The 25,414-nt window shown below is 67.6% G+C and carries 23 protein-coding genes; 14 read left to right on the plus strand and 9 right to left on the minus strand.

The window, feature by feature from the left end:
* Nucleotides 1–173: 173 nt before the first annotated feature.
* The gene (locus ACSF9G_RS14290; protein WP_436642745.1) at nt 174–2,129 is read left to right on the plus strand and encodes an AsmA family protein; all 1,956 of its coding nucleotides are present in this window, start codon (nt 174–176) and stop codon (nt 2,127–2,129) included.
* A 170-nt stretch (nt 2,130–2,299) separates the two neighbouring features.
* On the plus strand, nt 2,300–3,526 hold the full coding sequence (locus ACSF9G_RS14295; protein WP_436642747.1) for a hypothetical protein: 1,227 nt from the start codon (nt 2,300–2,302) through the stop codon (nt 3,524–3,526).
* 76 nt (nt 3,527–3,602) lie between these two features.
* On the opposite strand, the gene ACSF9G_RS14300 is transcribed toward ACSF9G_RS14295, so the two are convergent.
* The 5 genes from ACSF9G_RS14300 to ACSF9G_RS14320 form a co-directional block, all read right to left on the minus strand.
* Nucleotides 3,603–4,424, minus strand: coding sequence for an ABC transporter permease (locus tag ACSF9G_RS14300; protein WP_436642749.1), 822 nt, complete (start codon nt 4,422–4,424; stop codon nt 3,603–3,605).
* Complete coding sequence (locus ACSF9G_RS14305; RefSeq protein WP_436642751.1) at nt 4,421–5,341, minus strand: ABC transporter permease subunit; 921 nt, start codon at nt 5,339–5,341, stop codon at nt 4,421–4,423. Before ACSF9G_RS14305 ends, ACSF9G_RS14300 begins: the two co-directional genes overlap by 4 nt.
* A gap of 12 nt (nt 5,342–5,353) precedes the next feature.
* Nucleotides 5,354–6,508 (minus strand): ABC transporter ATP-binding protein, encoded by a 1,155-nt coding sequence (locus ACSF9G_RS14310; protein ID WP_436642753.1) that lies wholly within the window; start codon nt 6,506–6,508, stop codon nt 5,354–5,356.
* Nucleotides 6,509–6,608: 100 nt separating this feature from the next.
* Entirely contained in the window at nt 6,609–7,700 is a 1,092-nt protein-coding gene (locus ACSF9G_RS14315; RefSeq protein ID WP_436642755.1) for a polyamine ABC transporter substrate-binding protein, read from the minus strand.
* A gap of 268 nt (nt 7,701–7,968) precedes the next feature.
* Nucleotides 7,969–9,321: a glutamine synthetase family protein gene (locus ACSF9G_RS14320; protein WP_436642757.1), complete on the minus strand. Its 1,353-nt coding sequence runs from the start codon at nt 9,319–9,321 to the stop codon at nt 7,969–7,971.
* 121 nt (nt 9,322–9,442) lie between these two features.
* On the opposite strand from ACSF9G_RS14320, the gene ACSF9G_RS14325 reads away from it, so the two are divergent.
* The 5 genes from ACSF9G_RS14325 to ACSF9G_RS14345 all read left to right on the plus strand — a co-directional run bounded on the left by ACSF9G_RS14325 (nt 9,443) and on the right by ACSF9G_RS14345 (nt 15,328).
* Entirely contained in the window at nt 9,443–10,114 is a 672-nt protein-coding gene (locus ACSF9G_RS14325; protein WP_436642759.1) for a GntR family transcriptional regulator, read from the plus strand.
* A gap of 128 nt (nt 10,115–10,242) precedes the next feature.
* Nucleotides 10,243–11,640, plus strand: a complete 1,398-nt coding sequence (locus tag ACSF9G_RS14330; RefSeq protein ID WP_436642761.1) for a glutamine synthetase family protein — start codon at nt 10,243–10,245, stop codon at nt 11,638–11,640.
* 62 nt (nt 11,641–11,702) lie between these two features.
* On the plus strand, nt 11,703–13,091 hold the full coding sequence (locus ACSF9G_RS14335) for an aspartate aminotransferase family protein (RefSeq protein WP_436642763.1): 1,389 nt from the start codon (nt 11,703–11,705) through the stop codon (nt 13,089–13,091).
* Between the two features lie 14 nt (nt 13,092–13,105).
* Nucleotides 13,106–14,395 carry an NAD(P)/FAD-dependent oxidoreductase gene (locus ACSF9G_RS14340; protein ID WP_436642765.1) on the plus strand — a complete coding sequence of 430 codons (1,290 nt, stop codon included), beginning with the start codon at nt 13,106–13,108 and terminating at the stop codon, nt 14,393–14,395.
* Nucleotides 14,396–14,425: 30 nt separating this feature from the next.
* On the plus strand, nt 14,426–15,328 hold the full coding sequence (locus ACSF9G_RS14345; RefSeq protein ID WP_261614060.1) for a homocysteine S-methyltransferase family protein: 903 nt from the start codon (nt 14,426–14,428) through the stop codon (nt 15,326–15,328).
* A 4-nt stretch (nt 15,329–15,332) separates the two neighbouring features.
* On the opposite strand, the gene ACSF9G_RS14350 is transcribed toward ACSF9G_RS14345, so the two are convergent.
* Both ACSF9G_RS14350 and ACSF9G_RS14355 read right to left on the minus strand, forming a co-directional pair.
* The gene (locus tag ACSF9G_RS14350; protein ID WP_261614059.1) at nt 15,333–15,680 is read right to left on the minus strand and encodes a hypothetical protein; all 348 of its coding nucleotides are present in this window, start codon (nt 15,678–15,680) and stop codon (nt 15,333–15,335) included.
* 13 nt (nt 15,681–15,693) lie between these two features.
* Nucleotides 15,694–16,443, minus strand: coding sequence for an SDR family oxidoreductase (locus ACSF9G_RS14355; protein WP_261614058.1), 750 nt, complete (start codon nt 16,441–16,443; stop codon nt 15,694–15,696).
* 210 nt (nt 16,444–16,653) lie between these two features.
* Between ACSF9G_RS14355 and ACSF9G_RS14360 the strand changes: the two genes are divergently transcribed.
* The 6 genes from ACSF9G_RS14360 to clpS all read left to right on the plus strand — a co-directional run bounded on the left by ACSF9G_RS14360 (nt 16,654) and on the right by clpS (nt 21,914).
* A complete protein-coding gene (locus ACSF9G_RS14360; protein ID WP_436642768.1) occupies nt 16,654–17,373 on the plus strand; it encodes a CerR family C-terminal domain-containing protein in 720 nt (239 codons plus the stop codon).
* Nucleotides 17,373–18,326, plus strand: coding sequence for an HlyD family secretion protein (locus tag ACSF9G_RS14365; RefSeq protein WP_261614056.1), 954 nt, complete (start codon nt 17,373–17,375; stop codon nt 18,324–18,326). The genes ACSF9G_RS14360 and ACSF9G_RS14365 overlap by 1 nt, the downstream gene beginning before the upstream one ends.
* Nucleotides 18,323–19,285: an ABC transporter ATP-binding protein gene (locus ACSF9G_RS14370; protein ID WP_261614055.1), complete on the plus strand. Its 963-nt coding sequence runs from the start codon at nt 18,323–18,325 to the stop codon at nt 19,283–19,285. Before ACSF9G_RS14365 ends, ACSF9G_RS14370 begins: the two co-directional genes overlap by 4 nt.
* Nucleotides 19,286–19,697: 412 nt before the next feature.
* Nucleotides 19,698–20,831 carry an ABC transporter permease gene (locus tag ACSF9G_RS14375; RefSeq protein ID WP_436642769.1) on the plus strand — a complete coding sequence of 378 codons (1,134 nt, stop codon included), beginning with the start codon at nt 19,698–19,700 and terminating at the stop codon, nt 20,829–20,831.
* Between the two features lie 47 nt (nt 20,832–20,878).
* On the plus strand, nt 20,879–21,397 hold the full coding sequence (locus ACSF9G_RS14380; protein ID WP_436642770.1) for a DUF6790 family protein: 519 nt from the start codon (nt 20,879–20,881) through the stop codon (nt 21,395–21,397).
* Between the two features lie 199 nt (nt 21,398–21,596).
* Entirely contained in the window at nt 21,597–21,914 is a 318-nt protein-coding gene (clpS, locus tag ACSF9G_RS14385; RefSeq protein WP_436642771.1) for an ATP-dependent Clp protease adapter ClpS, read from the plus strand.
* 204 nt (nt 21,915–22,118) lie between these two features.
* On the opposite strand, the gene ACSF9G_RS14390 is transcribed toward clpS, so the two are convergent.
* Nucleotides 22,119–23,741 (minus strand): BCCT family transporter, encoded by a 1,623-nt coding sequence (locus tag ACSF9G_RS14390; protein WP_436642772.1) that lies wholly within the window; start codon nt 23,739–23,741, stop codon nt 22,119–22,121.
* Between the two features lie 18 nt (nt 23,742–23,759).
* Nucleotides 23,760–24,173, minus strand: a complete 414-nt coding sequence (locus ACSF9G_RS14395) for a universal stress protein (RefSeq protein WP_436642773.1) — start codon at nt 24,171–24,173, stop codon at nt 23,760–23,762.
* A 373-nt stretch (nt 24,174–24,546) separates the two neighbouring features.
* Here ACSF9G_RS14395 and ACSF9G_RS14400 point away from each other — a divergent pair, with 373 nt between their 5' ends.
* Entirely contained in the window at nt 24,547–25,401 is an 855-nt protein-coding gene (locus ACSF9G_RS14400; RefSeq protein ID WP_436642774.1) for a class I SAM-dependent methyltransferase, read from the plus strand.
* The last annotated feature ends 13 nt before the right edge of the window (nt 25,402–25,414 follow it).

The raw sequence follows: 25,414 nt of genomic DNA on the forward strand, positions 1-25,414 counted from the left end.
GGCCGGGCGCGGCGGTGGCGAACGGCCGGAATGCGTTTCGGGCTTATTGCCACAGGCTTCGGCGCGACGCCATCCGATCGGGCCGGATTTGACCCGTCGGGGACGGAAATATAGTGAATTCGCGGAGACAGCGCCGAGGACGGTGTGCGAGCGGCACGACAAAGGTCGACGCCATGAAGCGGGTGGTTATGGCCGCCGCGGCCTGTTTGGCGGTCGCGGCCGGCACGCTTTACTATGTGTCCACCCGGGTCTCAGAGGATGCCCTGCTGCGCGCGATGGCCGAGAAGGTCGCCACGCTGACCGGCAACTGGGTTGAGATCCGCGGCGCAACCTCGGTTTCGTTCTTTCCGCTGCCGGCTTTCGAGCTGAACGATGTCGTGCTGACGCGGCGCGAGGGCGATGAGACCGACGAAATCGCCGCGATCGATGTGCTGCGCGGCTCCGTCGCCCTTCTGCCACTGCTGATCGGTCACGTCGAACTCAAGGATTTCGTTCTCGTGCGTCCGCGCGTCCGGCTCGAGGTCGACCGGCGCGGGCGCGAGAACTGGATCTCCGGCCGCCGCCGCGCCGCCGAAGACGAGGCCGCGCGGCCTCCGGTGGAAGACCAGAACCTGGGAAGCTTCCGCGTCGAGGACGGCGCGATCGCCTACGAGAACAAGCGGACCGGTATCCGGCATGCCCTGACCGCCGTCAACGCGGCGATTTCCTGGTCCCGCCTCGCCGCCCCGCTCAACGCCGCGGGCACGCTGATCTGGAACGGCGAGAACGTGCGGTTCGGTCTCGGCGCCGAGGCTCCGCTCGATTTCGTGAACAACGGCAGTTCCCCGGCGCGCATTAGCGTTGAATCGGGCGTTGCCAATGTGGAGTTCAACGGCAATGCCCACAACAAGCCGGACCCGCAGCTCGAGGGCACCGCGCGCCTGCAGGCGCCGTCGGTGCGCGGCCTGATGCGCTGGATTGGCACCGACCTGGGCACCGGACCCGGCCTCAACGCGGTTTCGCTTTCGGGCAGGATCAACCTGATCGGCAATTCGCTTTCCCTGTCCGAGCTCGTCCTCAGCCTCGACGGCAACGAGGCGGAGGGGGGCGTGAAGATCACGCTCGGCGGGAAGCAGACGGGGCTTCAGGGCACGCTCGCCTTCGAGACCCTGGATCTCGGCGTCTATCGAACCCGGTCCGAGGAGGGCGCCCCGACGGTCCCGCAGCCGGAACAGGCCATGTCGACCGCCGTCGATCTCTCCGCGTTGCAGCGCTTCGTCACCGACCTGCGCGTGTCCGCCGCCAGCGTGACCTATGGCGATCTGGCCCTCGGCCGCACCGCCGGCACGGTCACCGTGCGCAAGGGCGCCATCGATCTGGGCGTCGGCGAGGCGACGCTGTATGGCGGCATGGCGCAAGGCAACATCAGCGCGACGCCGACCCCTGACGGGGCCCGGATCAAGGTTGCCCTGAAGCTGGACAAGACCGATATCGGCCCGCTGCTGACTGCGCTCAGCGGCTCGTCCCGCATCTCCGGCACCACGACCGCCCGGGTCGATCTGTCGGGGACGGGCCGCACGGTTGCCGGCATCGTCGCCAGCCTGTCCGGCAACGCCACGCTTGCGATTTCGCCGGGCGAGATTCAGGGCATCGATATCGAGAAGCTGCTGGCCGCCCTGGAAGCCGGCCGCGTCGAGGGCTGGCCGGCCACCCCGGTCGCGACCAGGCTCGACGACCTGACCGCCAGCTTCACCGTTTCCGAAGGCACCGCCACGACCGAGGACTTCCGGGTGAAGGGGCCGAAAATCGCGGTCTCCGCCGATGGCGAGGTCCGGCTGGTCTCCGCGTCGATCGCCGGGCACGGCACCGCCGACCTGGGCGTGGGGTCCGAATCCGCGGCCACGGGGACCCCGGGAATCTTCTCGGTGCCGTTCGTGATCGAGGGACCGATCGCCAATCCGACGCTCTACCCGGATCCTGTCTGGCTGTTGAATCGCCCGACTGCGGCGCCGGCGGAGATCGAGCAGCTGCGCAAGGACCTGCAGCAGAGCCCGCCGGAGGACGTGGTCGAGGACCTCGTCCAGCGCGGCCGCGACATGCCGCCCAGGCCTGCGCCGAGCGAGGAACAACCCTCGGTCCCGCAGCAATAGGCGGCGTTGTCCCTGAATTGCGTGGCTTCGCTAGCCGGGCAGCCGTTGTGTATCCTGATGGGCGATTCGCGCAGTCGCTATTGATCCGGGTCCTTCGGCGTATGTCCTCCGTGTTGTTTCGTTGCTTTCGGGGGCGTTTTTCCCTCCTTGCTGTCGCCTTCGCCGCGGCCTTGGCCGCCGCTGGTGTCGTCTCGCCGTCCTCCGCGCTCGCGCGGGACTGGGGCCTGACGCTATTCGTGGTGACCGAGCCGCCGATGTCGTCGAAGCCGGGGCCGGTATCCTATTCGCCGGGCTCGCGGGCGGTGGCGCGGCTGATCTTCGAGAACCGGGGCGAGGCGCCGCTGGAGGGCATCCGGGTCGAGGTCGATCTGGCCGGTGCCAGGCCGGCGGTGACCGGCACCAGCACCTGGACGCGCGACGGCAACACGGTCCGCGCGACCATCGACACGCTGGCGCCCGGAGGGTCGATCGAACTGCCCCTGGTCGTCGAGCTTGCCGACGGCACCGAACGCGGCGCGCGCGGTACCGGCGGCGAGGCACGGATCCGCGCGAGCGTCCCGGCAAGCGGCGAGACGCTCGTCGCCGAGGCCGAGTGGCCGATCGCCAGTTGCGCCGACGCCTTCCACGCGGCCTTGCGGCAGATCCGCTACGGCACCTTCGCCGCCTTGCGCGCCGCCGTCGACGCGTCGCGCGAGCCCGATAAATCGCTGCCGGGGCGGACGGTCTTCACCTTCAAGCCGGACGGCGGACGCCAGGAAGCCTCGGCGGTGCGGTTTTCCGAACGGATCGCCCAGGCGCGCGGGCTCGACAGCTACTACACCACCGAGGACATCCGCTGGATCTCCGGCCGGCTGATCGACGATATCGGCGTCTATCTCGGTCAGGACCGCTATCCCGGCCTGTGCACGGGCGTGGCGGAATGGACCGCGATCCTGCAGGACCATGTCGGCCGATTCACCAAACGGGCCGGCGAGATCGCCGCCTATCGCGCCAGCTTGGAGCAGGCCGCGCGTGCGGCGGTCGCCACCGCGAGCGCCAGGTCTGGCGCAGAGGCGGGCGCCGAGGTGGGCGCCGAGGTGGGCGAAGACGGCCTGGATGCGGACGATGCCATCGAGCCGTGGGACGCGGCGGCGTCGCTTTTGTCGTCGATCGGCGACACCGACGGGCCGCCGGCCGGCGCCGCCCTATTCGTTGCCGCCCGGGATGGTCTGGAGGCGGCCGGCGCCGCGCTGCCGCCCGCGCGCCGCGCGGACCTGGCCAGGGCGTTCGCCGCGCTCGAACGGCTCTGGTATCTCGATCTGGCCGCCGACCGGGCAACGGCCGTTGCCGGCGGCTTTACCGGCACGCTCGACGCCATCCGCAAGGCCCACGACACGACGTGCACCTGCGGGTCGTAAGGCGCGGCCGAAAGACCGCGCGGCATCGTATCTCGCCCGGATCCCTCCGGTCTTCTTCCCGGTATTGGGCGGGCGGCTACGGCGCCGCTGCCGCCATGCGCTCGGCCTTCTGCCGTTCCGCTTCCTGCCGCTTGGTGATCAGCGAGGCGGTGATGACGCCGAACGTGACGATGGTGATCAGCACGGTGGAGACCGCGTTGATCTCCGGCGTGACGCCGAGGCGGACGGCGGAATAGATCCGCATCGGCAGGGTCGTCGCGCCCGGTCCGGTGGTGAAGCTGGCGATCACCAGGTCGTCGAGCGACAGCGTGAAGGCGAGCATCCATCCCGCGATGATCGCCGGCAGGATGATCGGCAGCGTCACCACGAAGAAGGTCTTGAACGGCGGGCAGCCGAGATCCATCGCCGCCTCCTCGAGCGACCGGTCGAAGGTGACGAGGCGCGACTGCACCACCACCGCGACGAAGCACAGCGAGAAGGTGATGTGGGCGATGGTCACCGTCCAGAAGCCGCGATCGAAATTGACCGCCACGAACAGCAGCAGCAGCGACAGGCCGGTGATGACCTCGGGCATGACCAGCGGCGCATAGACCATGCCTGAGAACATCGTGCGCCCGAAGAACCGGCCGTGCCGGACCAGCGCCAGCGCCGCCAGAGTGCCGAACACGGTGGCCACCGTCGCCGACAGCAGGCCGACGCGCAGCGTCACCCAGGCCGCGTCGAGCAGCTGCTGGTTCTGGAGCATCGATACGTACCACTTGGTCGACCAGCCGGCCCAGATGGCGACGTTTCGACCGGCATTGAACGAGTAGATGATCAGGAGGACGATCGGCAGGTAGAGGAAGGCGAAGCCGAGCGTGACCGAGACGATGTTGAAGAGGCTGGGGCCTTTCCTCATGCGTTCCGCTCCTGCTGGCGTTGCTGCAGGTTCTGGAAGATCACGATGGGGATGACCAGGATCAGGAGCAGGACCACCGCCACCGAGGAGGCCAGCGGCCAGTCACGGTTCGAGAAGAACTCCGCCCACAGCGTCTTGCCGATCATCAGCGTTTCCGATCCGCCGAGCAGATCGGGGATGACGAATTCGCCGACGGCCGGGATGAACACCAGGAAGCAGCCGGCGATGACACCGGGCAGCGACAGCGGGAAGGTCACGACCCAGAACGTCTTGAACGGCGGGCTTCCCAGATCGGCCGCCGCCTCCAGCAGCGACTCGTCCATCTTCTCGAGTGCGGCGTAGAGCGGCAGCACCATGAACGGCAGGTAGGAATAGACGATGCCGATATAGACGGCGACGTTCGTCGACAGGATGGTCAGCGGCGAGTCGATCAGCCCGATCCAGCTCAGGAACGTGTTGAGCAGGCCTTCGCGGCTCAGGATGCCGATCCAGGCGTAGACGCGGATCAGGAAGCTCGTCCAGAACGGCAGGATGATCAGCATCACCAGCGTCGGCCGCCACGCCTTCGGCGAGCGTGCCATGCCGTAGGCGATCGGGTAGCCGATGAGCAGAACGATGAAGGTCGAGACGAGGGCGATCTTCAGGCTCGACAGGTAGGACTTGATGTAGAGCGAGTCGGACGCCAGGAACGCGTAATTGTCGAGCGACAGCTCGCGCAGACTCTCCACGAACGCGCCGATTCCCGCCGACAGGTCGAAGGTGGGCAGGTAGGGCGGCATGGCGATCGCGGTCTGCGACAACGAGATCTTCAGGACGATCAGGAACGGCGCCAGGAAGAAGACCAGGAGCCACAGGTAGGGGACGAGAACCACCAGGCTCTTCGACTTGATCAGCGGTTTGCGGGTCTGCTCGGCCATCGCTTCACCCCCTCACTTCGTCAGGACAACGCCGGCGTCGCGCGGCCAGGTGAGCCACACCTTGTCGTCCCAGCCGATCGGCCGTTCCACCAGACGCGTCTGGTTGGTCACCGTCGACTTGATGACGTTCCCGTTGTCGAGCTTGACGTGATAGACGGACACGTCGCCGAGGTAGCCGATATCCCAGACCTCGCCGCTGACGCAGTTGGTCGCCGTGTCGGCTGGTTCGTCGAGCGAGATGCGCATCTTCTCCGGCCGGATGGCGAGCCAGGCGTCGGCACCGACCGTCGCATCGACGTCATCCTGGCTGGCGACGATGGTGCAGGCGATCTCGTCGCTCCTGATCCGCACTTCCTCGTCGTCGTGCGCGTCGATCTTGCCGCTCAGGAAATTCACGTCGCCGATGAAGTCGGCGACATAGCGCGTGCTCGGGAACTCGTAGATGACCGCCGGCGAGGCCACCTGGATGATCTTGCCGTGGTCCATCACCGCGATGCGGTCCGACACCGTCATCGCTTCTTCCTGGTCGTGGGTGACGATCACGAAGGTCAGGCCGAGTTCCTGCTGCAGGTCCATCAGCTCGAACTGGGTTTCCTCGCGCAGCTTGCGGTCGAGCGCGCCGAGCGGCTCGTCGAGCAGCAGCACCTTCGGCCGCTTGGCGATCGATCGGGCGAGCGCGACGCGCTGGCGCTGGCCGCCCGAGAGCTGGTGCGGCTTTCGCTTGGCGAAGGGCTCAAGCTTGGTGAGCCGGAGCATCTCGTTGACCCGCGCCGCGATGTCGGCCTTGGCCATGCCGTCCTGCTTGAGGCCGAAGGCGATGTTGCCTTCCACCGTCATGTGCGGAAACAGGGCGTAGGACTGGAACATCATGTTGACCGGCCGCCGGTGCGGCGGCACGCCGGAGATGTCCTGGCCGTCGAGCAGGATGCGCCCCTCGCTCGGCTTCTCGAAGCCGGCGAGCATCCGCAGCAGGGTCGTCTTGCCGCAACCGGACGGCCCCAGCAGCGAGAAGAATTCCCGCTCGTAGACGTCGAGGCTGAGATTGTCGACGGCGACGAAGTCGCCGAAGCGCTTGGTGACGTTATCGAAGCGGATGAACGCTTTCGCCGTCGGGTCTTCCCAGGGCGCGAACTTGCGCTTGATGGGCCCGGATGCCTTGGCCGCCATTCAATCCCCCCGTGCCAGGACGACACACGCAAAAGACGGAAAAACTGTGCCGGACAGGAAACGGGCCGGGGAAAGTCCCCGGCCCGGATCGGTTCTAGTTTCAGGTACCCGACTTGATCCGGGTCCACGCGCGGGTGACCACCCGCTGGACCTTGGGGTCGTAGGGCGTCGTCGTGTACAGCCGCTCGACGGTCTCCTCGTCGGGATAGATCGCCGTGTCGCCGATCACGTCCTCTTCCAGCAGCGGCTGGGAGTCCTTGTTGCCGTTGGCGTAGTAGATGTAGTTCGAGTTCTCCGCCGCGATCTCGGGCTTCATCATGAAGTTGATGAAGGCGAGCGCCTCTTCGGGATGCGGCGCGTCGGCGGGGATCGCCAGGTTGTCGAACCACATCATCGCGCCTTCCTTCGGGATCGAATAGGCGATCTCGTTGCCGGCATCGGTTTCCGCGGCACGGTCGCGCGACTGCAGGATGTCGCCGGACCAGCCGACCGCCAGGCAGATGTTCCCGTTGGCCAGCGCCTCGATGTATTCCGAGGAATGGAATTTCTGGATATGTGGGCGGATCGATTCGATCAGCTTGGCGGCTTCCTCGATCTCGGCCGGGTCCTTGGAGTCCGGGTCCTTGCCCAGGTAGTTGAGCGCGGCCGGGATCATCTCGTCGGCGGCATCGAGCATATGGATGCCGCAGTCGGCGAACTTGGAGACCACTTCCGGATCGAAGATCAGGGCCCAGGAATCCACCGGCGCGTCGGGCATGCGCTCTTCGATCATGCCGACGTTGTAGCCGATGCCCGTGGTCCCCCACATGTAGTTGACGGCATGCTCGTTGCCGGGGTCGAACTTGGCGATGCGCTCGGAGATCTTGTCCCACTGATGGGTGATGTTCGGCAGCTTCGACTTGTCGAGCGGCTGGAACACGCCGGCCTGGATCTGGCGGGCCAGGAAGGTGCCTGACGGCACCACCACGTCATAGCCCGTGCTGCCGGCCAGCAGCTTGGTCTCGAGGATGTCGTTGGAGTCGAACACGTCGTAGACGACCTTGATGCCGGTCTCCTCGGTGAACTTGTCGAGCACGTCTTCGCCGATGTAGTCCGACCAGTTGTAGACGTGCACCACCTTGTCCTGGGCGGCGGCGGCGACGGTCATCGCGGCGCTGACGGCCAGGGCTGTGGCGATACGATTGAGGATCATTCTGTTCTCCTGTTCTCCGTTGGCTTTTGACTTCGGGCCGTCTTGCGCGGCCCCGTCTCCCTGCGTCGCATCAAAACGCCGATTTGGCTGGCGCGCAACATCGTCCCTCGCGTTCCCGCGGTGCAGATAGGTTTCGTAGTCGAGCGGCGAATCCCTAGCCGCGGAACTTCAGGATTCCGGGCGTATCACCTTGCCGCAAAAAGTTCGCCATAGCGCCGATTTCGCCGGCGCGCAACATCGTCGCGCGCGCGGCCGCGTCACAGGCGCGTCACAGGTACGTCTCGTATTCGAGCGGCGACACGTAGGCCTCGAAACCCTCGAGTTCCTGGCGCTTGATCTTGCCGTAGAATTCCTGCCATTCGCGGCCGAACATGTCGGCGATCCAGTCGGATGTCTCGAACCGTTCCAGCGCATGGCGCATGGTCGGCGGCAGCCGGTCGGTCGCGACCGAGTTCACGTCGCCCTCCACCGGCAGCGGCAGCGGCAGGTCCTCCGCCAGCCCGCGTTCCGCCCCGGCCAGGATCGCGGCCAGCACGAGATGCGGATTGGCGTCGGCGCCGGCGACGCGGTGTTCGAACCGCCGCGCCGGCCCGCTGGCGCGCGGCAGTCGCACGGCGACGTAGCGGTTGTTTTCCGCCCACAGCGCCTTCGACGGCGAATAGGCGCCGGAAAGCCGGCGGAAGCCGTTGTAGGTCGACACCAGCAGCAGCGTCGCCTCGTGCATGGTGTCGAGCTGCCCGGCGACGCAGCGCCGCAGCAGCGCCTCGCCCTCGGGTCCGGTGCCGAACACGTTGCGCCCGTCCCGGTCGACGAGGCTGACATGGGCGTGCATGCCGTTGCCCGAGCGCTCGGCGAAGGGCTTGGCCATGAACGAGGCCTTCAGCCCGTGCTTGCGCGCGACCTGCCGGACGATCCGCCGCAGCATCAGCGCCTGGTCGGCGGCGGCGAACGGATCGCCGACATGGAGAAGGTTGATCTCGAACTGGCCCGGGGCGGCTTCCGAGATGATGGTGTCGGTGGCCACGTCCAGCGCCTCGGCGGCCGCCTCGATCTCGGCGAACAGGTCGCTGTAGGCCCTCAGGTCCGACACCGAATAGATGTTGGTGCGATCCGGGCCGATCCCCTCGTTGACCGCCGAGGGCACCGCGCCGTTGTCGGCGTCCTCGAACAGGTAGAATTCCAGCTCGAACGCGGTGACCGGCCGCAGGCCCCGCGCGGCCAGCCGCGCGACGGATTTCTCCAGTAGCGTTCGCGGATCGGCGAAGAACGGCCCGCCGTCCTCGTCGTCCATCCTCAGCATCACCTGGGCCGTCGGTCGCTCCGCCCAGGGCACACGCCGCAGGCTGCCCGGCACCGGCCGGCAGGCCCCGTCGCGGTCACCGGTCTCGTGGTACAGGCCGGTCGCCAGAACGTCGGATCCCCAGGCGTCCAGCGCGAAGACAGATTTCGCCAGCGCCAGCCCGTCGCGAAACAGCCCCTCTATGTGATTGGCCGGCATCCACTTGCCGCGGAACACCCCGTTGGAGTCGGGCAGCAGCAGTTCGACGATCTCGATGTCGGGATTGGCCGAGGCGAAGCGCGCTGCTTCGTCCGCGATCCTGGGAATTGAATGTTCCACCACCGGGTGGGCCATGGATATGCCGTCGGTTGCGTCTGGAGGGGCTTTCTGAAAGTATTATCGTTAAATGTGATCACGCTTCGAGAGGGCTGTCAACTTGAGCGACGGGCGAGGTGCGGCTGGTGTGCGCGAAACCATGCACGAGCGCGTCTACCGCGAGCTGCGGGCGCGCCTGATTTGCGGCCGCGTCGTCCCCGGCCGTCCCGTGACCTTGCGCGGCCTGGCGTCGGAACTCGGGGTGAGCCCGATGCCGGTCCGCGAGGCCGTCAGCCGGCTGGTCGCCGAGCGGGCGCTGGCGATGACGCCGAGCCGGCGCATCGCGGTTCCGGCGATGACGCGGCCGCGCTTCGAGGAACTGGTGACCGCCCGCGAAAGGCTGGAGCCGGCCGCCGCCAGCCGTGCCCTGCCGTACCTCCAGCGCCGCGACGTCGCCACGCTGCGCAAGATCGACGACGAACTGGAAGAGCATCTCAATACCGGAAACGTCGAAGGCTATGTCGCCGCCAACCATGCCTTCCATTTCCACATCTACAGCGCCGCGCCCTCGGAGGTGCTGGTTCCGCTGATCGAGAGCCTGTGGATGCAGTTCGGTCCGTTCATGCGCCTCGTCTATGGCCGCGTCGGCACGAGCTGGCTTGTCGACTACCACGAGCAGGCGATTGCCGCGATCCTGGCGCGTGACGGGGATGCGCTGGCCGAGGCCATCCGGTCCGACATCCGCGACGGCATGCAGCACATCGGCAACAGCGTCTTCGAAAGCGACGAACGGTCGGCCCGGCGCGCCGGAGCGAGCTGATCACCGGGCGCGGCGCCAGCCGGCGGATTGACTTTCCGGATTTGTGATCACAAAATCCGGGCATTCGAAACATGAGACGACCCGCGCGGCTGCGAGAGGTTCGCGCAATGGTCGCGGACCGCGCAAAGATGCCACGCAAGAAAGTTTCACAAGAGACCCTGGAGTCCCCGCGCGGAGTCGCTTCCTTCGACGAGGCGAAAGCGTGGGTGGCGACCCGGAATATCGATGACGTCGAGTGCATCGTGCCGGATCAATCCGGGGTCGCCCGCGGCAAGCTGATGCCGGCCTCGAAGTTCTTCGAGGGCCGTGTCATGAACATGCCGGAGTCGATCTTCTACCAGACGATCAGCGGCGATTATCCCGATCTGTCCGGCCTCGCCGGCCTCGACGCGGCCGACGGCGACCTCCTGTTCAGGCCGGATTTCGCCACGCTGTGCATCGTGCCCTGGGAGGAGGAACCGACCGCCCAGGTCATCCACGACGCCTATCATTCCGACGGGCGCGTGGTGGAGCTTGCCCCGCGACAGGTGCTGCGGCGGGTGATCAAGCTGTTCGAGAACCGCGGCTGGAAGCCGGTCGTGGCGCCCGAGGTCGAATTCTACCTGGTCCGCCCCAACACCGACCCGGACTATCCGCTGGAGCCGCCGATCGGCCGTTCGGGCCGTCCCGAGACCGGCCGCAAGTCGTTCTCGATCTCGGCGGTCAACGAGTTCGACCCGCTGTTCGACGACATCTACGACTATTCGGAAGCCCAGGGCCTCGAGATCGACACGCTGATCCACGAGGAAGGCGCGGCGCAGATGGAGATCAACCTGCGCCACGGCGACCCGCTGGAGCTCGCTGACCAGGTATTCCTGTTCAAGCGGACGATCCGCGAGGCGGCGCTCAAGCACAACACCTACGCCACCTTCATGGCCAAGCCGATCGCCCAGGAGCCCGGCAGCGCCATGCACATCCACCAGTCGATCATCGACGCGAAGACGGGCCGGAACATCTTCTCCGGCGCGGACGGCGAATCGACCACCGAGTTCTTCTCGTTCATCGCCGGTTTGCAGGAGTATCTGCCGGCGGCGATGTGCATGCTCGCCCCCTACGTGAACTCCTACCGGCGGCTGGCGCGCTTTACCGCGGCGCCCATCAACATCCAGTGGGGCCACGACAACCGCACCGTCGGCCTGCGCATTCCGCGCTCCAAGCCGGACGCCCGCCGCGTCGAGAACCGCGTGCCGTCTTCCGACGCCAATCCGTACCTGGCGATCGCCGCCTCGCTCGCGTGCGGCTGGCTCGGCATCCAGAACGGGCTGACCCCCACCGATCCGATCAAGGGGTCGGCCCGCGAGCTGCCCTACGACCTGCCGCGCGGCCTGCTCGAGGCGGTCGCCGCGTTCCAGGAATCCGAGCCGATGCGGGAGGTGTTCGGCGAGACCTTCGTGTCGGTCTACTCCGCCCTCAAGCAGGAGGAGTTCGAGACCTTCATGCGGGTGATCAGCCCGTGGGAACGCGAGTATCTGCTGTTGAACGTGTGACGAGGCCGCCGCCGCTCCGGCCCGTGGCCGGCGGCTAGGCGACAATTCCGACAGGAGCCATCATGAACCATGCCCCCAATCTCTCGACCGCCGACATCCAGCGCGTCGACGCCGCCCATCACCTCCACCCGTTCACCGACTACAAGGCGCTGAACGCGGAGAAGAGCCGCGTCATCAGCCGCGGCGACGGCATCTGGCTGTGGGATTCGGATGGCAACCGCTATCTCGACGGGATGGCCGGCCTGTGGTGCACCCAGATCGGCCACGGCCGCCGCGAGATCGCCGATGCCGTGCACCGGCAGATGACCGAGCTCGAGTACTACAACACCTTCTTCAAGACGACGCATCCCGCCGCGGCGAAGCTGTCAGAGGTGCTTGCCGACCTGACGCCCGAGGGCCTCGACCACGTCTTCTTCACCAATTCCGGGTCCGAGGCCAACGACACCGTGTTCCGCATGGTGCGCTACTACTGGCAGCTTCTCGGCAAGCCGTCGAAGCAGGTGATCATCGGCCGCAACTACGGCTACCACGGGTCGACCGTGGCCGCCTCCGCGCTCGGCGGCATGGCCGGCATGCATGCCCAGGCCGGTATGATTCCCGGCGTGCATCACATCACGCCGCCCTATTGGTTTGATTTCGGCGGCGACATGTCGCCTGACGAATTCGGCGTTTGGGCGGCGCGGGAGCTCGAGCGCGCGATCGACGAACTCGGCGAGGACAATGTCGCCGCCTTCATCGCCGAGCCGATCCAGGGCGCCGGCGGCGTGCTGATCCCGCCGGAGACCTACTGGCCGGAGATCAGGCGCATCTGTTCCGAGCGCGACATCCTGCTCGTCGTCGACGAGGTCATCTGCGGCTTCGGACGCACCGGCACCTGGTTCGGTTCCGACACCTACGACCTGAAGCCGGACCTGATGCCGATCGCCAAGGGGCTGTCGTCCGGTTATCTGCCGATCGGCGGCGTCATGGTCGGCAACCGCGTCGCCGATGTCGTCATCGAAAAGGGCGGCGAGTTCTATCACGGCTTTACCTACTCGGGGCATCCCGCCGCCTGCGCCGCGGCGCTGGAGAACCTGCGCATCATGCGCGACGAGAAGGTCGTCGAGCACTGCGCCAACGAGGCCGCGCCCCATCTTCAGAAGAAATGGGGCGAATTCGGCGAGCACCCGCTGGTCGGCGAGGCGCGCATGAAGGGCCTGGTCGGCGCGCTGGAGCTGGTGCCCAACAAGCCGAACCGTGCCGAGCGGTTCGACAATGTCGGACAGGTCGGCACCATCGCCCGCGACTTTTCCTTCGGCAACGGCCTGATCATGCGTGGGGTCCGCGACTCCCTGATCATCTCGCCGCCTCTGGTCATGACCCGCGATGAGATTGATCAGATGGCCGTGCTCATCGGGAAGACGCTCGACGACACCTATGCCGAGCTGAAGAAGCAGGGCCGCATCGGCTAGGCGCGGAGACCGCGATGGAAGGGCCGGGAGAACCGTATCCCGTCGATTCCTGGTACACGGAGACGGCGCACGCGCTCGATCCGTTTCCGGCGGTCGACGGCGATATCCGGGCCGACGTCGCCATTGTCGGCGGCGGCTTCACCGGCCTGTCGGCGGCGCTGCACCTCGCCGAGCGCGGTGTCGACGTCGTCCTGCTCGAGGCGAACCGCGTCGGCTGGGGCGCGTCGGGGCGCAACGGCGGCCAGATCCACTCCGGCCAGCGCCGCGACGTCGAATGGACCGAGGCGCAGTTCGGCGTCGAGCGTTCGAAGCGGCTGTGGGCGCTGGCCGAGGAGGCGAAGGCGCTTGTGCGCGGCCTGATCGATCGTCACGGTATCGATTGCGACCTGCGCGACGGCCTTTTCGGCACCGCCCACAAGCAGCGCTACGTCGCCGGCGAACGGCGCTACGTCGACAAGCTGCGCGGCGAGTACGGCTACGACCAGATCGAATGGGTCGGGCGCGACGACCTCGCCGAAGCGCTCGGCACCGACGTCTATTTCGGCGGCATGCGCGATGCCGGCGCGGGCCATCTGCACCCGCTGAACTTCGCACTCGGGCTCGCCCGCGCCGCCGCCGCGGCCGGCGCGCGCATCCACGAGGCAACCGTCGTCACCGGACTAGAGGGCGGCGCCACGCCGGTGCTGGTGACGCCGCGCGGCCGCGTATCGGCCGATACCGTGATCCTTGCCGGCAACGGCTATCTCGACGGCGTCGAACCCGACGTCGAGTCGCGCGTCATGCCGATCAACAACTACGTCCTGACCACCGAGCCCATCGGTGCCGGCGCGCCGGGCGGGATCCTGAAGGGCGGCGAGGCGGCCTCCGATTCCCGCTTCGTCATCTACTACTGGCGCCCGACGCCGGACGGCCGCCTGCTGTTCGGCGGCGGCGAGACCTACACGCGGACCTTCCCCGCCGACGTCCGCGCCTTCGTGCGCAAGCACATGCTGAACATCTATCCGCAGTTCAGGGACGCGCGGATCGACCATGCCTGGGGCGGCACGCTGGCGGTCACCGTCAACCGTCTGCCCTATATCCGCAAGATCAGGACCGGCGTCTATGTCGGCGCCGGTTATTCCGGCCAGGGCGTCACCATCGCCCCGCTCGGCGGCAAGCTGCTGGCCGACGCGCTGACCGATGCGCCGGACCGGCTCGACGACTTCGCGTCGATGTCCTGCCCGCCGTTTCCGGGCGGCAAGTGGCTGCGCACGCCGACGCTGGTCGCCGCCATGACCTGGTTCGCGCTTCGCGACCGATTGTAGTTCGCCCGCCGATCGGTCAGGCTGGTGGCCATGAGCGGATCGATCGTCATCCTCGACGGCAGTATGGGCCAGGAGCTCGAGACGGCGGGCGCGCCCTTCCGCAGGCCCGAATGGTCGGCGCTGGCGCTGATGGAGGGCCCCGACCACGTGCGCCGCGCCCATGACGCCTATGTCGCCGCCGGCGCCGAGATACTCACCACCAACGCCTATGCCCTGGTGCCCTATCATATCGGAGAGGCGCGCTTCGCCGCGGATGCCGCGCGGCTCGCCGCGCTCGCCGGCCGTCTGGCGCGCGAGGCCGCCGACGCGGCAGGCGAGGGCAGGGTGCGCGTGGCCGGCTGCCTGCCGCCGTTGTTCGGTTCCTATCGCCCCGACTTGTTCGATCCCGCGCGCGCGCCCGAACTGCTCGCCGTTCTGATTGGCGCGCAGGCGCCGTATGTCGATCTGTGGCTCGCCGAGACCATGGGGTCGATCGCCGAAGTCGAGGCCGTGCGCACGGCGCTGAAGGACGATGGGCGCCCGCTGTGGCTGGCCTTCACCCTGAAGGACGATCATCCCGATCTCGCCGATCCGCGCCTGCGCTCGCACGAAACGGTGGACGACGCCGTGCGCGCCGCCGTGCGGCTCGGCGCCGGCGCGGTCCTGTTCAACTGCAGCCAGCCCGAGGTGATGGGCGCGGCCGTGAGCCTCGCCTGCCAGACGCTGCGCGATCTCGGCGGCGACCTGCCCGTCGGCGTCTATGCCAACGCCTATGTGCCGATGACGGACGACACCGAATCGAACACCGACACCGCGATCCTGCGGCCGGAGCTGGACCCGCCGGCCTATCTCGACTTCGCCCGCGGCTGGGTACGGCGCGGCGCCACCATCATCGGCGGCTGCTGCGGCATCGGGCCCGAGCACGTCGCCGCGCTCAGGCGGGCCTTCGGCTGATCCCTCAGAACTTGCGGCCGATGCCGATGCGGCCCTGGCTCTCGCCGCGGTCGTCCTGCCAGGTCTCCCGCGCGATGAAGCTGTTGCCGCGGCTGTACTCGTACCGGTTCACCTGGCCGCGGACGTCCTGGACCACCGTTTCGGATTCCAGGATCGCCCGGCTCGGCGCCTTGCCCGGCATGTAGAAGCGGTCGCGCGGATGCACGAAGACGTCGCCGAACAGCTCGGCTTCGGACAGCGGCGCGGGCGTCTCCTGGGCCCCCGCGCCGGCAGCCCCCATCAGGATCGCCGCCAGGATCATGACGAGCCCGGCGAACGGGACGAGGCGGCGGAACCGAAACATGTCGAACATCGTACCCTCACACTCAGATGCAGCGGCCACCGTCCACCTCCAGCGCGACTCCGGTGATGAACTGGGCCTCGTCGGAGGCGAGCCACAGCGCCGCGTTGGCGATGTCCAGCGGCGTCGACAGCCGCCCGAGCGGGATCGTCGAGATGAACTTCTCGCGCATCTGCGGCGTGTCCTCGCCCATGAACAGATGCAGCATGCCGGTCTCGCCGGCGACGGGGCACAGGCAGTTGACGCGGATCTTCTTCGGCGCCAGTTCGACCGCCATCGACTTCGTCGCGGTGATCGCGAAGCCCTTCGAGGCGTTGTACCAGGTCAGCCCCGGCCGCGGCCTCAGGCCGGCCGTCGAGGCGGTGGTGATGATCACGCCGCCCTTCGCTTCCATCGCTGGAACGGCGTCCTGCGCGGCCAGATAGATCGCCTTGGCGTTGACCGCGAGGATGCGGTCGAACTCCGCCTCCGAGACCTCGGTCATCGGCTTGTTGCGATGGGTGTAGCCGGCATTGTTGACCAGGATGTCGAGGCCGCCGAAGCCGTCGGTCGCCGCGGCGATCATCGCCTTGACGTCGGCGCCGCTGGTGACGTCGGCCTTCACCGCGACGGCCTTAGCGCCGATGTCGTCGGCCACTGCCTTGGCGCCGTCGCCGTTCAGGTCGGCGACGACCACCCTCGCGCCTTCCTCGGCGAAGCGTCTGGCGATGCCCTCGCCGAACCCCGACGCTCCGCCGGTGACCACCGCCACCTTGCCCTCGAGCCTGCCTGCCATCGCGTATCTCCCTCGTTTGCGTTTCTTGCTGTCGGCCTATGCCGTTTCTCCAGCACTAGCCTGTCCGGGTTTTCGAGGAAAGCCGCCCGTCGACCCGTTTTCGACGGGCGGCGCGCGGTGCCGGTGAGGTCATACCGAATAATTCAATCGATTGACTTAATCGTTCGAATGAACTAATTATCTCGGACAATCAGCATTCGGATCGACGTGATGACGCAATCGAGCCCAGGTAGGAAACAGAAGCCGCCCGCGAACATGGCCGGCCGCGACGAGCCTGCCCGCGGGCCGGCGGAGGACACCAAGCAGCGCCTGATCGATGCCGCGCTCGATACTTTCGGCCGCTTCGGCTTCGATGGTGCCTCGACCCGCGAGATCGCCCGGCGCGCCGGCGTCAACCTGGCCGCGATCCCCTATCACTTCGGCGGCAAGGACGGGCTGCACAAGGCGGTGGCGCAGCACATCGTCGACGAGGTCGCCGGCCGCATCGGCCCGGCGGTGGAGGCGGTGTCGACCGCGCTCGACCGGGGGGAGGTGGACCCGGGGCAGGCGCGGGACATGCTGCAGATGGTCACCGGCAACGCCGTCGAGGTCATCCTCGGCCATCCGGAGGCGTCGCGCTGGGCGCCGTTCGTGCTGCGCGAGCAGATGGATCCCTCGCCGACCTTCGACGTGATCTACGACGGCTTCCTGGAGCGCATGCACAAGACCATGACCGCGCTCTACGCCCGTGCCACCGGTCAGTCCGAATCCGCCCCCGAGAGCATCGCCGCGGTGTTCATGCTGTTCGGTCAGCTCGTCATCTTCCGCATGGGCCGCGCCATGGTCGATCGCCGCCTCGGCTGGAAGGGCTACGGCGAGCCCGAAATCGGCCTTGTCCGGGAGGTGCTGCGCAAGCACCTCGACGCGACGATCGAGGCGGGGAGGGCGTGATGCGCCCCCTGCGGCTTCCGGTCCTCCTGCTCGTGGCGGTCGGCCTGTCCGGCTGCTTCTGGCAGGAAAAGAGCGATGTCCTGCAGGGCTATGTCGAGGGCGATTTCCTCGATGTCGGCGCCGAGGAGACCGGCCGGCTCGTCGCCCTCGACGTGCGGCGCGGCGACGCCGTGACGGCCGGCGCCGAACTGTTCCGCATCGACGATACCGACGCCCGCGCCGCGCGCGCCGAGGCCGAGGCCCGGCTCGCCCAGGCCAAGGCCCAGCTCGCCGATCTGGAGAAGGGGCGGCGCAAGGAAGAGCTCGACGTGCTCCAGGCCCAGCACGACGAGATCGAGGCCAGCCTGGAATACGCGCGCCGGGAGTATCAGCGCTACCGCACCCTCCACGAGGCCAGCGTCGTCTCCGACGCGAACGCCGAGAACGCCGAGGAACGCCTTAAGACGCTGCAATCGCGGCTGGCCTCGATGGCCGCCCAGATCGATGTCGCCAAGCTCGCCGCCCGCCCCGACGCCATCAAGGCGGCGCAGGATGCCGTCGACGCCGCGTCGCAGGCGGTCGCCCGGATCGACGCCCGAATTGCCCGGCTGACCGGCGCCGCGCCGATGGCCGGCAGCGTCCAGGATACCTATTACGAACCCGGCGAGGTGGTGCCGGCCGGCCGCGCGGTGGTCTCGGTGCTGCCGCCGGAAAATCTCAAGGTCCGCTTCTTCGTGCCCCAGGACCGGTTGGCCGAGGCGGCGCTCGGCGGGGCGGTGTCGGTTTCCTGCGACGGCTGCGCCGCGCCGATCCCGGCGAAGATCACCTTCATCTCGGACTCGGCGGAATTCACCCCGCCGGTGATCTATTCGGTCCACGCCCGCCAGAAGCTCGTCTACATGGTCGAGGCCCACCCGGACGACACCGCCGGCCTGAATGTCGGCCAGCCGGTCGACGTGAGGTTCGCGCCATGACCGCGCCACCCGCCTCCGACCAGCCTTTCGCCGCTACATCAGACGAGGTGATCGCCGTTCGCGGCCTCACCAAGCGCTTCGGCACCAAGACGGTGGTCGACAATGTCGACCTCAACGTCAAGCGCGGCGAGATCGTCGGTTTCCTCGGGCCGAACGGCTCCGGCAAGACCACGACGATCCGCATGATCTGCGGCCTGCTCAAGGCAGACGAGGGCGAGGGCACCGCGCTCGGCCACGACATCCGCACGGAGTCCGCCGCGATCAAGCTGCAGACCGGCTACATGACGCAGCGCTTCTCCTATTACGAAGACCTGACCATCCGCGAGAACCTCGATTTCGTCGCCCGGCTCTACGACCTGAGGCCGCGCGGCGAAACGATCGACAGGACGCTGGAGCGGCTCGGTCTGGCCGACCGCCAGAACCAGCTTGCCGGCACCCTGTCGGGCGGCTGGAAGCAGCGCCTGGCGCTTGCCGCCTGCGTCATGCACCAGCCCAAGCTCCTGCTCCTCGACGAGCCGACGGCCGGCGTCGACCCGAAGGCGCGGCGCGAATTCTGGGACGAGATTCACGCGCTCGCAGACGAGGGGCTGACCGTTCTCGTCTCCACCCATTACATGGACGAGGCCGAGCGCTGCCATCGCATCGTCTACATCGCCTACGGCACCATCGTCGCCCGTGGCACCGTCGCGCAGGTGGTCGCCGAATCCGGCCTGAAGACCTGGGTCATCCACGGCGACGGGTCCGGCCGGCTGATGAACGAGCTGCGGACGCTGCCCGGCGTCGAGCAGGTCGCGCCCTTCGGCACCGATATCCACGTCGTCGGCTCGGACGGCGGCGCGCTGGAGAAGGGCGTCACGGCGGTCGCCCGGGAGCGCAACCTGAAGGCGGAGCCCGGCGAGACGAGCCTGGAAGACGTCTTCATCAAGCTGATGACCGACGCCCAGGCGCTGGAACAATGACCGCGGCGCCTCCTCTCGGCCGTTCGCGGTCCCGTTCGGTCGGGGCGTCCTTCGGCGCTCCCGATGGCGGCATCGTCGGTGTGCTGCTCCGCACGCCTCCGGCTCGCGACCCCTCTCCCCATCCCTCCCCCACAAGGGGGGAGGCGGCCATTCGCCGCGACGGCCCGTGCCGGTTCGCGACGGTCCGGCCAGCGGATGAACCGCAGACCATCGGATCGACGCCGGGACGTGCCGCTTGCTCCTCTCTCCCCCCGTGTGGGGGAGGGATGGGGAGAGGGGTTGCCCGGCGCGGCGCGGCGGGCAGGTTAGAGCCCGCCTCGCGACGGCCGCCCGACGAACGCTCGCGGTCCCGCGCGATCGACTCCAGCCGCGACCCCGGCCGGAAACCCGGCCGCGACAACGGTGTCGCGCAATGACCGCCCTCTCGCTCTCCCGCATCGGCGCCATCCTGATGAAGGAGATGATCCAGATGCGCCGGGATCGGCTGACCTTCGCCATGATGGTCGGCATCCCGATCATACAGCTCATCCTGTTCGGCTTCGCCATCAACACCGATCCGAAGGACCTGCCGACGGCGGCCATCGTCCAGGATACGAGCCGCTTCGGCCGCTCCGTCTTCGCGGCGATGCAGAACTCCGGCTACTTCGAGTTCGTCGAGACCGCGCAGAGCGAGACGCAGGCCCGCAAGATGCTGGCGCGCGGCGACGTCTCCTTCGTCGTCACCGTGCCGGTGGATTTCGGTCGCGACCTGATGCGCGGCGACACGCCCTCGCTGCTGCTCGAGGCCGACGCGACAGATCCGGCGGCGGCATCCGGCGCGGTCGGGGCGATCTCGCAAATCGTCAACTCGGGGCTGGAGCACGACCTGCGCGGTCCGCTGGAGACGCTGAAGCAGGGCCGCCCGCCGGTCGAGGTCGTCGTCCACCGCATGTTCAACCCGGAGATCATCACCCAGTACAACATCGTTCCGGGCCTGCTCGGCGTGGTGCTCACCATGACCACGATCCTGATGACGGCGATGGCGCTCACCCGCGAACTCGAGCGCGGCACCATGGAGAACCTGCTGGCGATGCCGGCGAAGCCCGTCGAGATCATGATCGGCAAGATCGTGCCCTATATCGGCCTCGGCTTCATCCAGGTCTTCGTCATCCTGGCCGCCGCCTGGACGATCTTCGAGGTGCCGATGCTCGGCTCGCTGACGGTTCTGCTGTTCGCGCTCCTGATCTTCATCGCCGCCAACGTGACGCTGGGCTACACCTTCTCCACGGTGTCGCGCACGCAGATGCAGGCGATGCAGATGACGTTCTTCTTCTTCCTGCCCTCGATCCTGCTGTCGGGCTTCATGTTCCCGTTCCGCGGCATGCCGGTCTGGGCGCAGTGGATCGGCGAGGTGCTGCCGCTCACCCATTTCCTGCGCATCGTCCGCGGCATCGTGCTCAAGGGCAACGGTTTCCCCGACATCGTGCCGGAGCTCTGGGCGATCACCGCCTTCTGGTTCGCGGTCGGGCTGGTGGCGCTGCTCCGCTATCGGCGCACGCTCGACTGAGCGGCTATGATCTCCGGCGGGACTGATTCGCGCTTATTGGGGGCCGCATGATCGCAGCGATCATCACGTTCGTACTGTCCAACTTTACCCTGACCTTCCTGGTCCTCGGGCTCGTCGTCTCGTTCGTGGCGATCGCCCGGGCGCCGAAGCCGGTGAGCACGACGGTCGTCGTCGAGAAGCTGCTGTCCTGGCACATCTTCTTCGCGATCGGCGTGTCCTATCTCTACAACTTCGTCATGCACGTCTTCTTCGGCAAGATGGCCGCCGCCTTCATCGGCTGGTCCGACAGCCCGTTCCAGTTCGAGGTCGGCACGGCGAGCCTGGGCTTCTCCGTGGTCGCCTTCATCGCCGCGTTCGGCAGTTTCGACCTGCGGCTCGCCGCGATCCTCGCGCCGTCGATCTTCACCCTCGGCGCCGCCGTCGGCCATGTCCGGCAGATGGTCGAGGCGCACAATTTCGCGCCCGGCAACGCCGGCATCATCTTCTGGACCGACATCGCGATCCCGCTGTTCGGCCTGGCCCTGCTGGCGCTGCAGTGGCGGCTCGGCAAGCCGGAGCGGCCCTGAGGCGAGGCCTTAAGGGAAGCCTTGGGGCGCGGCCCTGGGGCCTGCCGGCCCGGCCGGCCGCCACCCCGCCAGCCCGTCAAGGCTCCGACTTGACGTCGGGGGCTGACAGCGCCGTTCCGGGTGCTATTTTCTGAGGTCACCGGGTTTGAACCTCGCAGGAGGCCCCCCTCATAGGAGGCCCGCCTCACAGGAGGCCCCGATGAGCGATATCACGGTGAAGCCGCGCCCGAAGGGGCGCACGAAGATCAGGCCGAAGACCGAGCGGCCGCGCCTGCACAAGGTGCTGCTGCTCAACGACGACTTCACGCCGCGCGAATTCGTGGTGATGGTGCTGAGGGCGGTGTTCCGCATGGGCGATACCCAGGCGGAGCGCGTGATGCTGACGGCCCATCAGAAGGGCGTCTGCGTCGTCGCCGTCTTCCCCCGCGACGTCGCCGAGACCAAGGCCACCGAGGCCACCGACCTCGGCAAGCGCGCCGGCTTCCCGCTGATGTTCACGACGGAGCCGGAGGAGTGAGGAGCGGCCCGGCGCAGCCGGACGAAATGCACCGCATTTCGAGTGATGGTCGCAGCCCGGTGCCGGCGACGCCGGCAGCGGAAGCATCGCTTCCGAAGGGCGTAGACGCGACGCGTTCAAACGCGTCGCCGTGGCGCCCGAGACCCTAGTCGAGGGCAAAGGGCGACCCGGCGCGCGAACGCCGGGCCGCTTCGTTGAAAATGGCTACGTCTTGCTGCCGCGCGGTTCGGACATCAGCCCCTTGATCAGGGCGTAGCACCCGACCAGCAGCACGAGCGTGAAGGGCAGCCCGGTCGACACCGAGGCCGCCTGCAGCGCCCCCAGCCCGCCGCCGAGCAGCAGCGCGATCGCTACCAGGCCCTCGAATGTCGCCCAGAACACGCGCTGTGGCAGCGGCGCGTCGATCTTGCCGCCGGCCGTGATCGTGTCGATCACCAGCGAACCGGAGTCCGACGAGGTGACGAAGAACACGATCACCAGCACGATGGCGATGAACGAGGTGATCGCCGCCAGCGGCAGCTCGTCGAGCATGGTGAACAGCTTCAGCTCCAGCGAGGCGTCGGCGATCTCCTGCGCGCCGGCGCTCAACATCGTGATCGCCGTTCCGCCGAAGGCCGTCATCCACAGGACCGATACCAGCGAGGGGATCAGCAGCACGCAGACGACGAACTCGCGCACGGTGCGGCCGCGGCTGACGCGGGCGATGAACATGCCCACGAACGGCGACCAGGAGATCCACCAGGCCCAGTAGAACGACGTCCAGCCCTGGCTGAAGTTGGTGTCGGTGCGGCCGAACGGATTGGACAGCGCCGGCAGGTACTCGGCATAGGCGACGAGGTTGCCGAAGAAGCCGCTGAGGATCGCCGCCGTCGGACCGATCACGATGACGAAGAGCAAGAGCAGCGCGGCGAGCACCATGTTGATCTCCGACAGCCGCTTGACGCCGGCATCCAGGCCCGCGATCACCGAGATCAGCGCGACGCCGGTGATCGCCGTGATCAGGATCACCTTGGAGACGTCGTTGACCGGCACGCCGAACAGGAATTCCAGGCCGGCATTGGCCTGCTCTGCACCGAAGCCCAGTGACGTCGCCAGCCCGAACAGTGTGGCGAAGACGGCGAGCGTGTCGATGATGTGGCCGGTCCAGCCCCACACCCGGTCGCCGAAGACGGGATAGAACATCGAGCGGATCGAGAGCGGCAGCCCCTTGTTGTAGGCGAACAGCGCCAGCGACAGGCCGACGATGGCGTAGATCGCCCACGGGTGCAGGCCCCAGTGGAAGATGGTCGCGGCCATGCCGAGCCTGAGCGCCTCCGCCTCGTCGCCGGCGGCGCCGGCCAGCGGCGCCCAGCTGTCGGGCGAGCCGGCGTCTTCGGCAAGCGAGGTGGTAAAGTGCGAGATCGGCTCGGACACGCCGTAGAACATCAGCCCGATGCCCATGCCGGCGGCGAACAGCATGGCGAACCAGCCCGAATAGGAATAGTCGGGCGTGGCTTCCTGCCCGCCGATGCGCACGCTGCCCAGCGGCGTGACGATCAGCGCCAGCGCGACCACCACGAAGATGTCGCCGGCCAGCAGGAACACCCAGTCGAAGGTCGAGGTGATGGCGGGCCTGAGCCAGCCGAAGAAGGTGGCCGCCTGGTCTGGCAGCGCCAGCGTCAGGAACACGAGGGCGACGATCGACAGCCCCGAGATCAGGAACACGGGGTTGTGGATGTCGAGGCCGAACGGGCCGACCTGCGCCTGGATGTTGTCCTGTCCGACCGTATAGTCGGTGTCGATGATGTCGGCTGCGCCTTCGGGCGCGGCGATTCCTTCGTCACTCATGTTGGTCTCCTGTCCCGGTTAGCGCACGAGAAACACCGACACGTCGGCGTGCGAGGCCACCTGGGCGCCCTGTGTCGAGAAGATGTGCTTGAGTACGCCCGGCACGTGTGTCGCCATCACGATCAGGTCGGCGTTGGTCTCGTGGGCGGCGGCGATCAGCGTCTTGTCGAGGTCGACCGACGGATCGTGGCTCGGATAGGCCGCCGTCTCGATGGTGAGGCCGTGCGAGGCGGCCTGCTTTTCGCCGAACGCCTTCAGCTTCCGGGCGAATTCCTCCGGCGTATGCGCCACCGAGGTCGGCGTCTCCGCGGTGACGCCGACGAAGCAGACCGGGATCTTGTAGAGCTTGGCCAGGTCGGTTGCCGTGTCGATCGCTTTGCTGAGCACTTCGACATGGACGAGGTCCACCGGAACCATGATCTTCTTGTACATGACGCGCGTCCCCTTGATGTTGTTTCGCCGCGGCCGATAAGTCCGGCCGCCTTCCTTGCCGAGCCGGAAGGAATCCGGAGCGTTGAACGAAATCTGCGCGGTTGGGAATATCTAAACGTGGACGTTGGCGGCGTGATCGTCAAATCGCGACGCACTTTGGCCTGTGGAAACCGGGCGGCGACGGCTCGCGGAAAAGATGAAGTATTCTATGGCAATACTGTCGGGCGGCGGGGTCTCAACTGGCTCAAGCCAGGCGGCGCGCGTCTGGCCGCGCCGCGCCGGCGCACTGCTCCCGTATGGCGTTTGCCACCGTCGCCCGGTAAAGGGTGCGGGCGGACGCGATCGCGCGGCCGCCCATCGATGCGGGACCGACATGGGACTGGCCAAGGATTATGACGCCGCGCGGCGGGCCTGGCGCGAAGCCGGGCTTGCCGGCCTCGCCGCCGCCCTGCGCGGGCGGATCGAGACGATCGCGCGCAAGCGCCGGCTCCGGCGGGAGCTCGGCGAGATCCGCCGGAAGGACAGCCTGCAGGACAAGTTCTCGGAGATCTACCGGGAGCAGTTCTGGCAGGACGACAAGTACCAGGGTGTCGCCGCCCGGACCGGCAAGGGCATCGACTCGGTGTCGGGAAGCGGCTCGTCGTCGTGGTACACGCCGCTCTACGTGGAGGCGCTACGCGCGTTCCTGGCCGGCCCCGCCCGCGAGGTCGTCGGGGCCGACGGCGACATCCGCGTCTTCGACGCCCCCTGCGGCGACATGCGGTGGATCGAGCCGATCGCCTTCGCGCCGGGCATCCGCTACATCGGCGGCGACATCGTTCCCGACCTGATCGCGGAGCTGAAGGGCAAGTATGCCGGCCGTGACGTCGACCTCATGGTCTTCGACGTCACCCGGGACACCTTCGTCGAGGCCGACATCTGGCACGTGCGCGACTGCCATATCCATCTCTCCTTCGACAACATCGTCCGCTCGCTGGAGAACTTCGCCGGCTCGACCGTGCCCTACATTCTGATGACGACCTATCCGACCGAAGACGGCTTTGCGAACAAGGACATCTTCGACGGCAACTTCCGCCGGCTCGATTTCCGCAAGGCCCCGTTCGGTTTCGACGCGCCGATCCTCGCGCTGCGCGACTATCCCGACGACATGGGCTTCCCGCCCCGCCACATGGCGCTGTACTCGCGCGAGATGATCCGGACGTTCCTGGACCGGATGGAGCGGGGCTAGGACTGGCTCGGCA

Origin of the sequence: Microbaculum mangrovi (genome assembly GCF_051390635.1) — a bacterium.
Lineage (GTDB): Bacteria > Pseudomonadota > Alphaproteobacteria > Rhizobiales > Tepidamorphaceae > Microbaculum.

Excerpts from the sequence above, each read along its gene's own strand:
- clpS (WP_436642771.1), top strand. The coding sequence starts at position 21,597 with ATGAGCGATATCACGGTGAAGCCGCGCCCGAAGGGGCGCACGAAGATC.
- ACSF9G_RS14365 (WP_261614056.1), top strand. The coding sequence starts at position 17,373 with ATGCGCCCCCTGCGGCTTCCGGTCCTCCTGCTCGTGGCGGTCGGCCTG.
- ACSF9G_RS14345 (WP_261614060.1), top strand. The coding sequence starts at position 14,426 with ATGAGCGGATCGATCGTCATCCTCGACGGCAGTATGGGCCAGGAGCTC.
- ACSF9G_RS14315 (WP_436642755.1), bottom strand. The coding sequence starts at position 7,700 with ATGATCCTCAATCGTATCGCCACAGCCCTGGCCGTCAGCGCCGCGATG.
- ACSF9G_RS14340 (WP_436642765.1), top strand. The coding sequence starts at position 13,106 with ATGGAAGGGCCGGGAGAACCGTATCCCGTCGATTCCTGGTACACGGAG.
- ACSF9G_RS14350 (WP_261614059.1), bottom strand. The coding sequence starts at position 15,680 with ATGTTCGACATGTTTCGGTTCCGCCGCCTCGTCCCGTTCGCCGGGCTC.
- ACSF9G_RS14400 (WP_436642774.1), top strand. The coding sequence starts at position 24,547 with ATGGGACTGGCCAAGGATTATGACGCCGCGCGGCGGGCCTGGCGCGAA.
- ACSF9G_RS14290 (WP_436642745.1), top strand. The coding sequence starts at position 174 with ATGAAGCGGGTGGTTATGGCCGCCGCGGCCTGTTTGGCGGTCGCGGCC.
- ACSF9G_RS14305 (WP_436642751.1), bottom strand. The coding sequence starts at position 5,341 with ATGGCCGAGCAGACCCGCAAACCGCTGATCAAGTCGAAGAGCCTGGTG.
- ACSF9G_RS14310 (WP_436642753.1), bottom strand. The coding sequence starts at position 6,508 with ATGGCGGCCAAGGCATCCGGGCCCATCAAGCGCAAGTTCGCGCCCTGG.
- ACSF9G_RS14300 (WP_436642749.1), bottom strand. The coding sequence starts at position 4,424 with ATGAGGAAAGGCCCCAGCCTCTTCAACATCGTCTCGGTCACGCTCGGC.
- ACSF9G_RS14380 (WP_436642770.1), top strand. The coding sequence starts at position 20,879 with ATGATCGCAGCGATCATCACGTTCGTACTGTCCAACTTTACCCTGACC.
- ACSF9G_RS14390 (WP_436642772.1), bottom strand. The coding sequence starts at position 23,741 with ATGAGTGACGAAGGAATCGCCGCGCCCGAAGGCGCAGCCGACATCATC.
- ACSF9G_RS14375 (WP_436642769.1), top strand. The coding sequence starts at position 19,698 with ATGACCGCCCTCTCGCTCTCCCGCATCGGCGCCATCCTGATGAAGGAG.
- ACSF9G_RS14355 (WP_261614058.1), bottom strand. The coding sequence starts at position 16,443 with ATGGCAGGCAGGCTCGAGGGCAAGGTGGCGGTGGTCACCGGCGGAGCG.
- ACSF9G_RS14395 (WP_436642773.1), bottom strand. The coding sequence starts at position 24,173 with ATGTACAAGAAGATCATGGTTCCGGTGGACCTCGTCCATGTCGAAGTG.
- ACSF9G_RS14360 (WP_436642768.1), top strand. The coding sequence starts at position 16,654 with ATGACGCAATCGAGCCCAGGTAGGAAACAGAAGCCGCCCGCGAACATG.
- ACSF9G_RS14330 (WP_436642761.1), top strand. The coding sequence starts at position 10,243 with ATGCCACGCAAGAAAGTTTCACAAGAGACCCTGGAGTCCCCGCGCGGA.
- ACSF9G_RS14335 (WP_436642763.1), top strand. The coding sequence starts at position 11,703 with ATGAACCATGCCCCCAATCTCTCGACCGCCGACATCCAGCGCGTCGAC.
- ACSF9G_RS14370 (WP_261614055.1), top strand. The coding sequence starts at position 18,323 with ATGACCGCGCCACCCGCCTCCGACCAGCCTTTCGCCGCTACATCAGAC.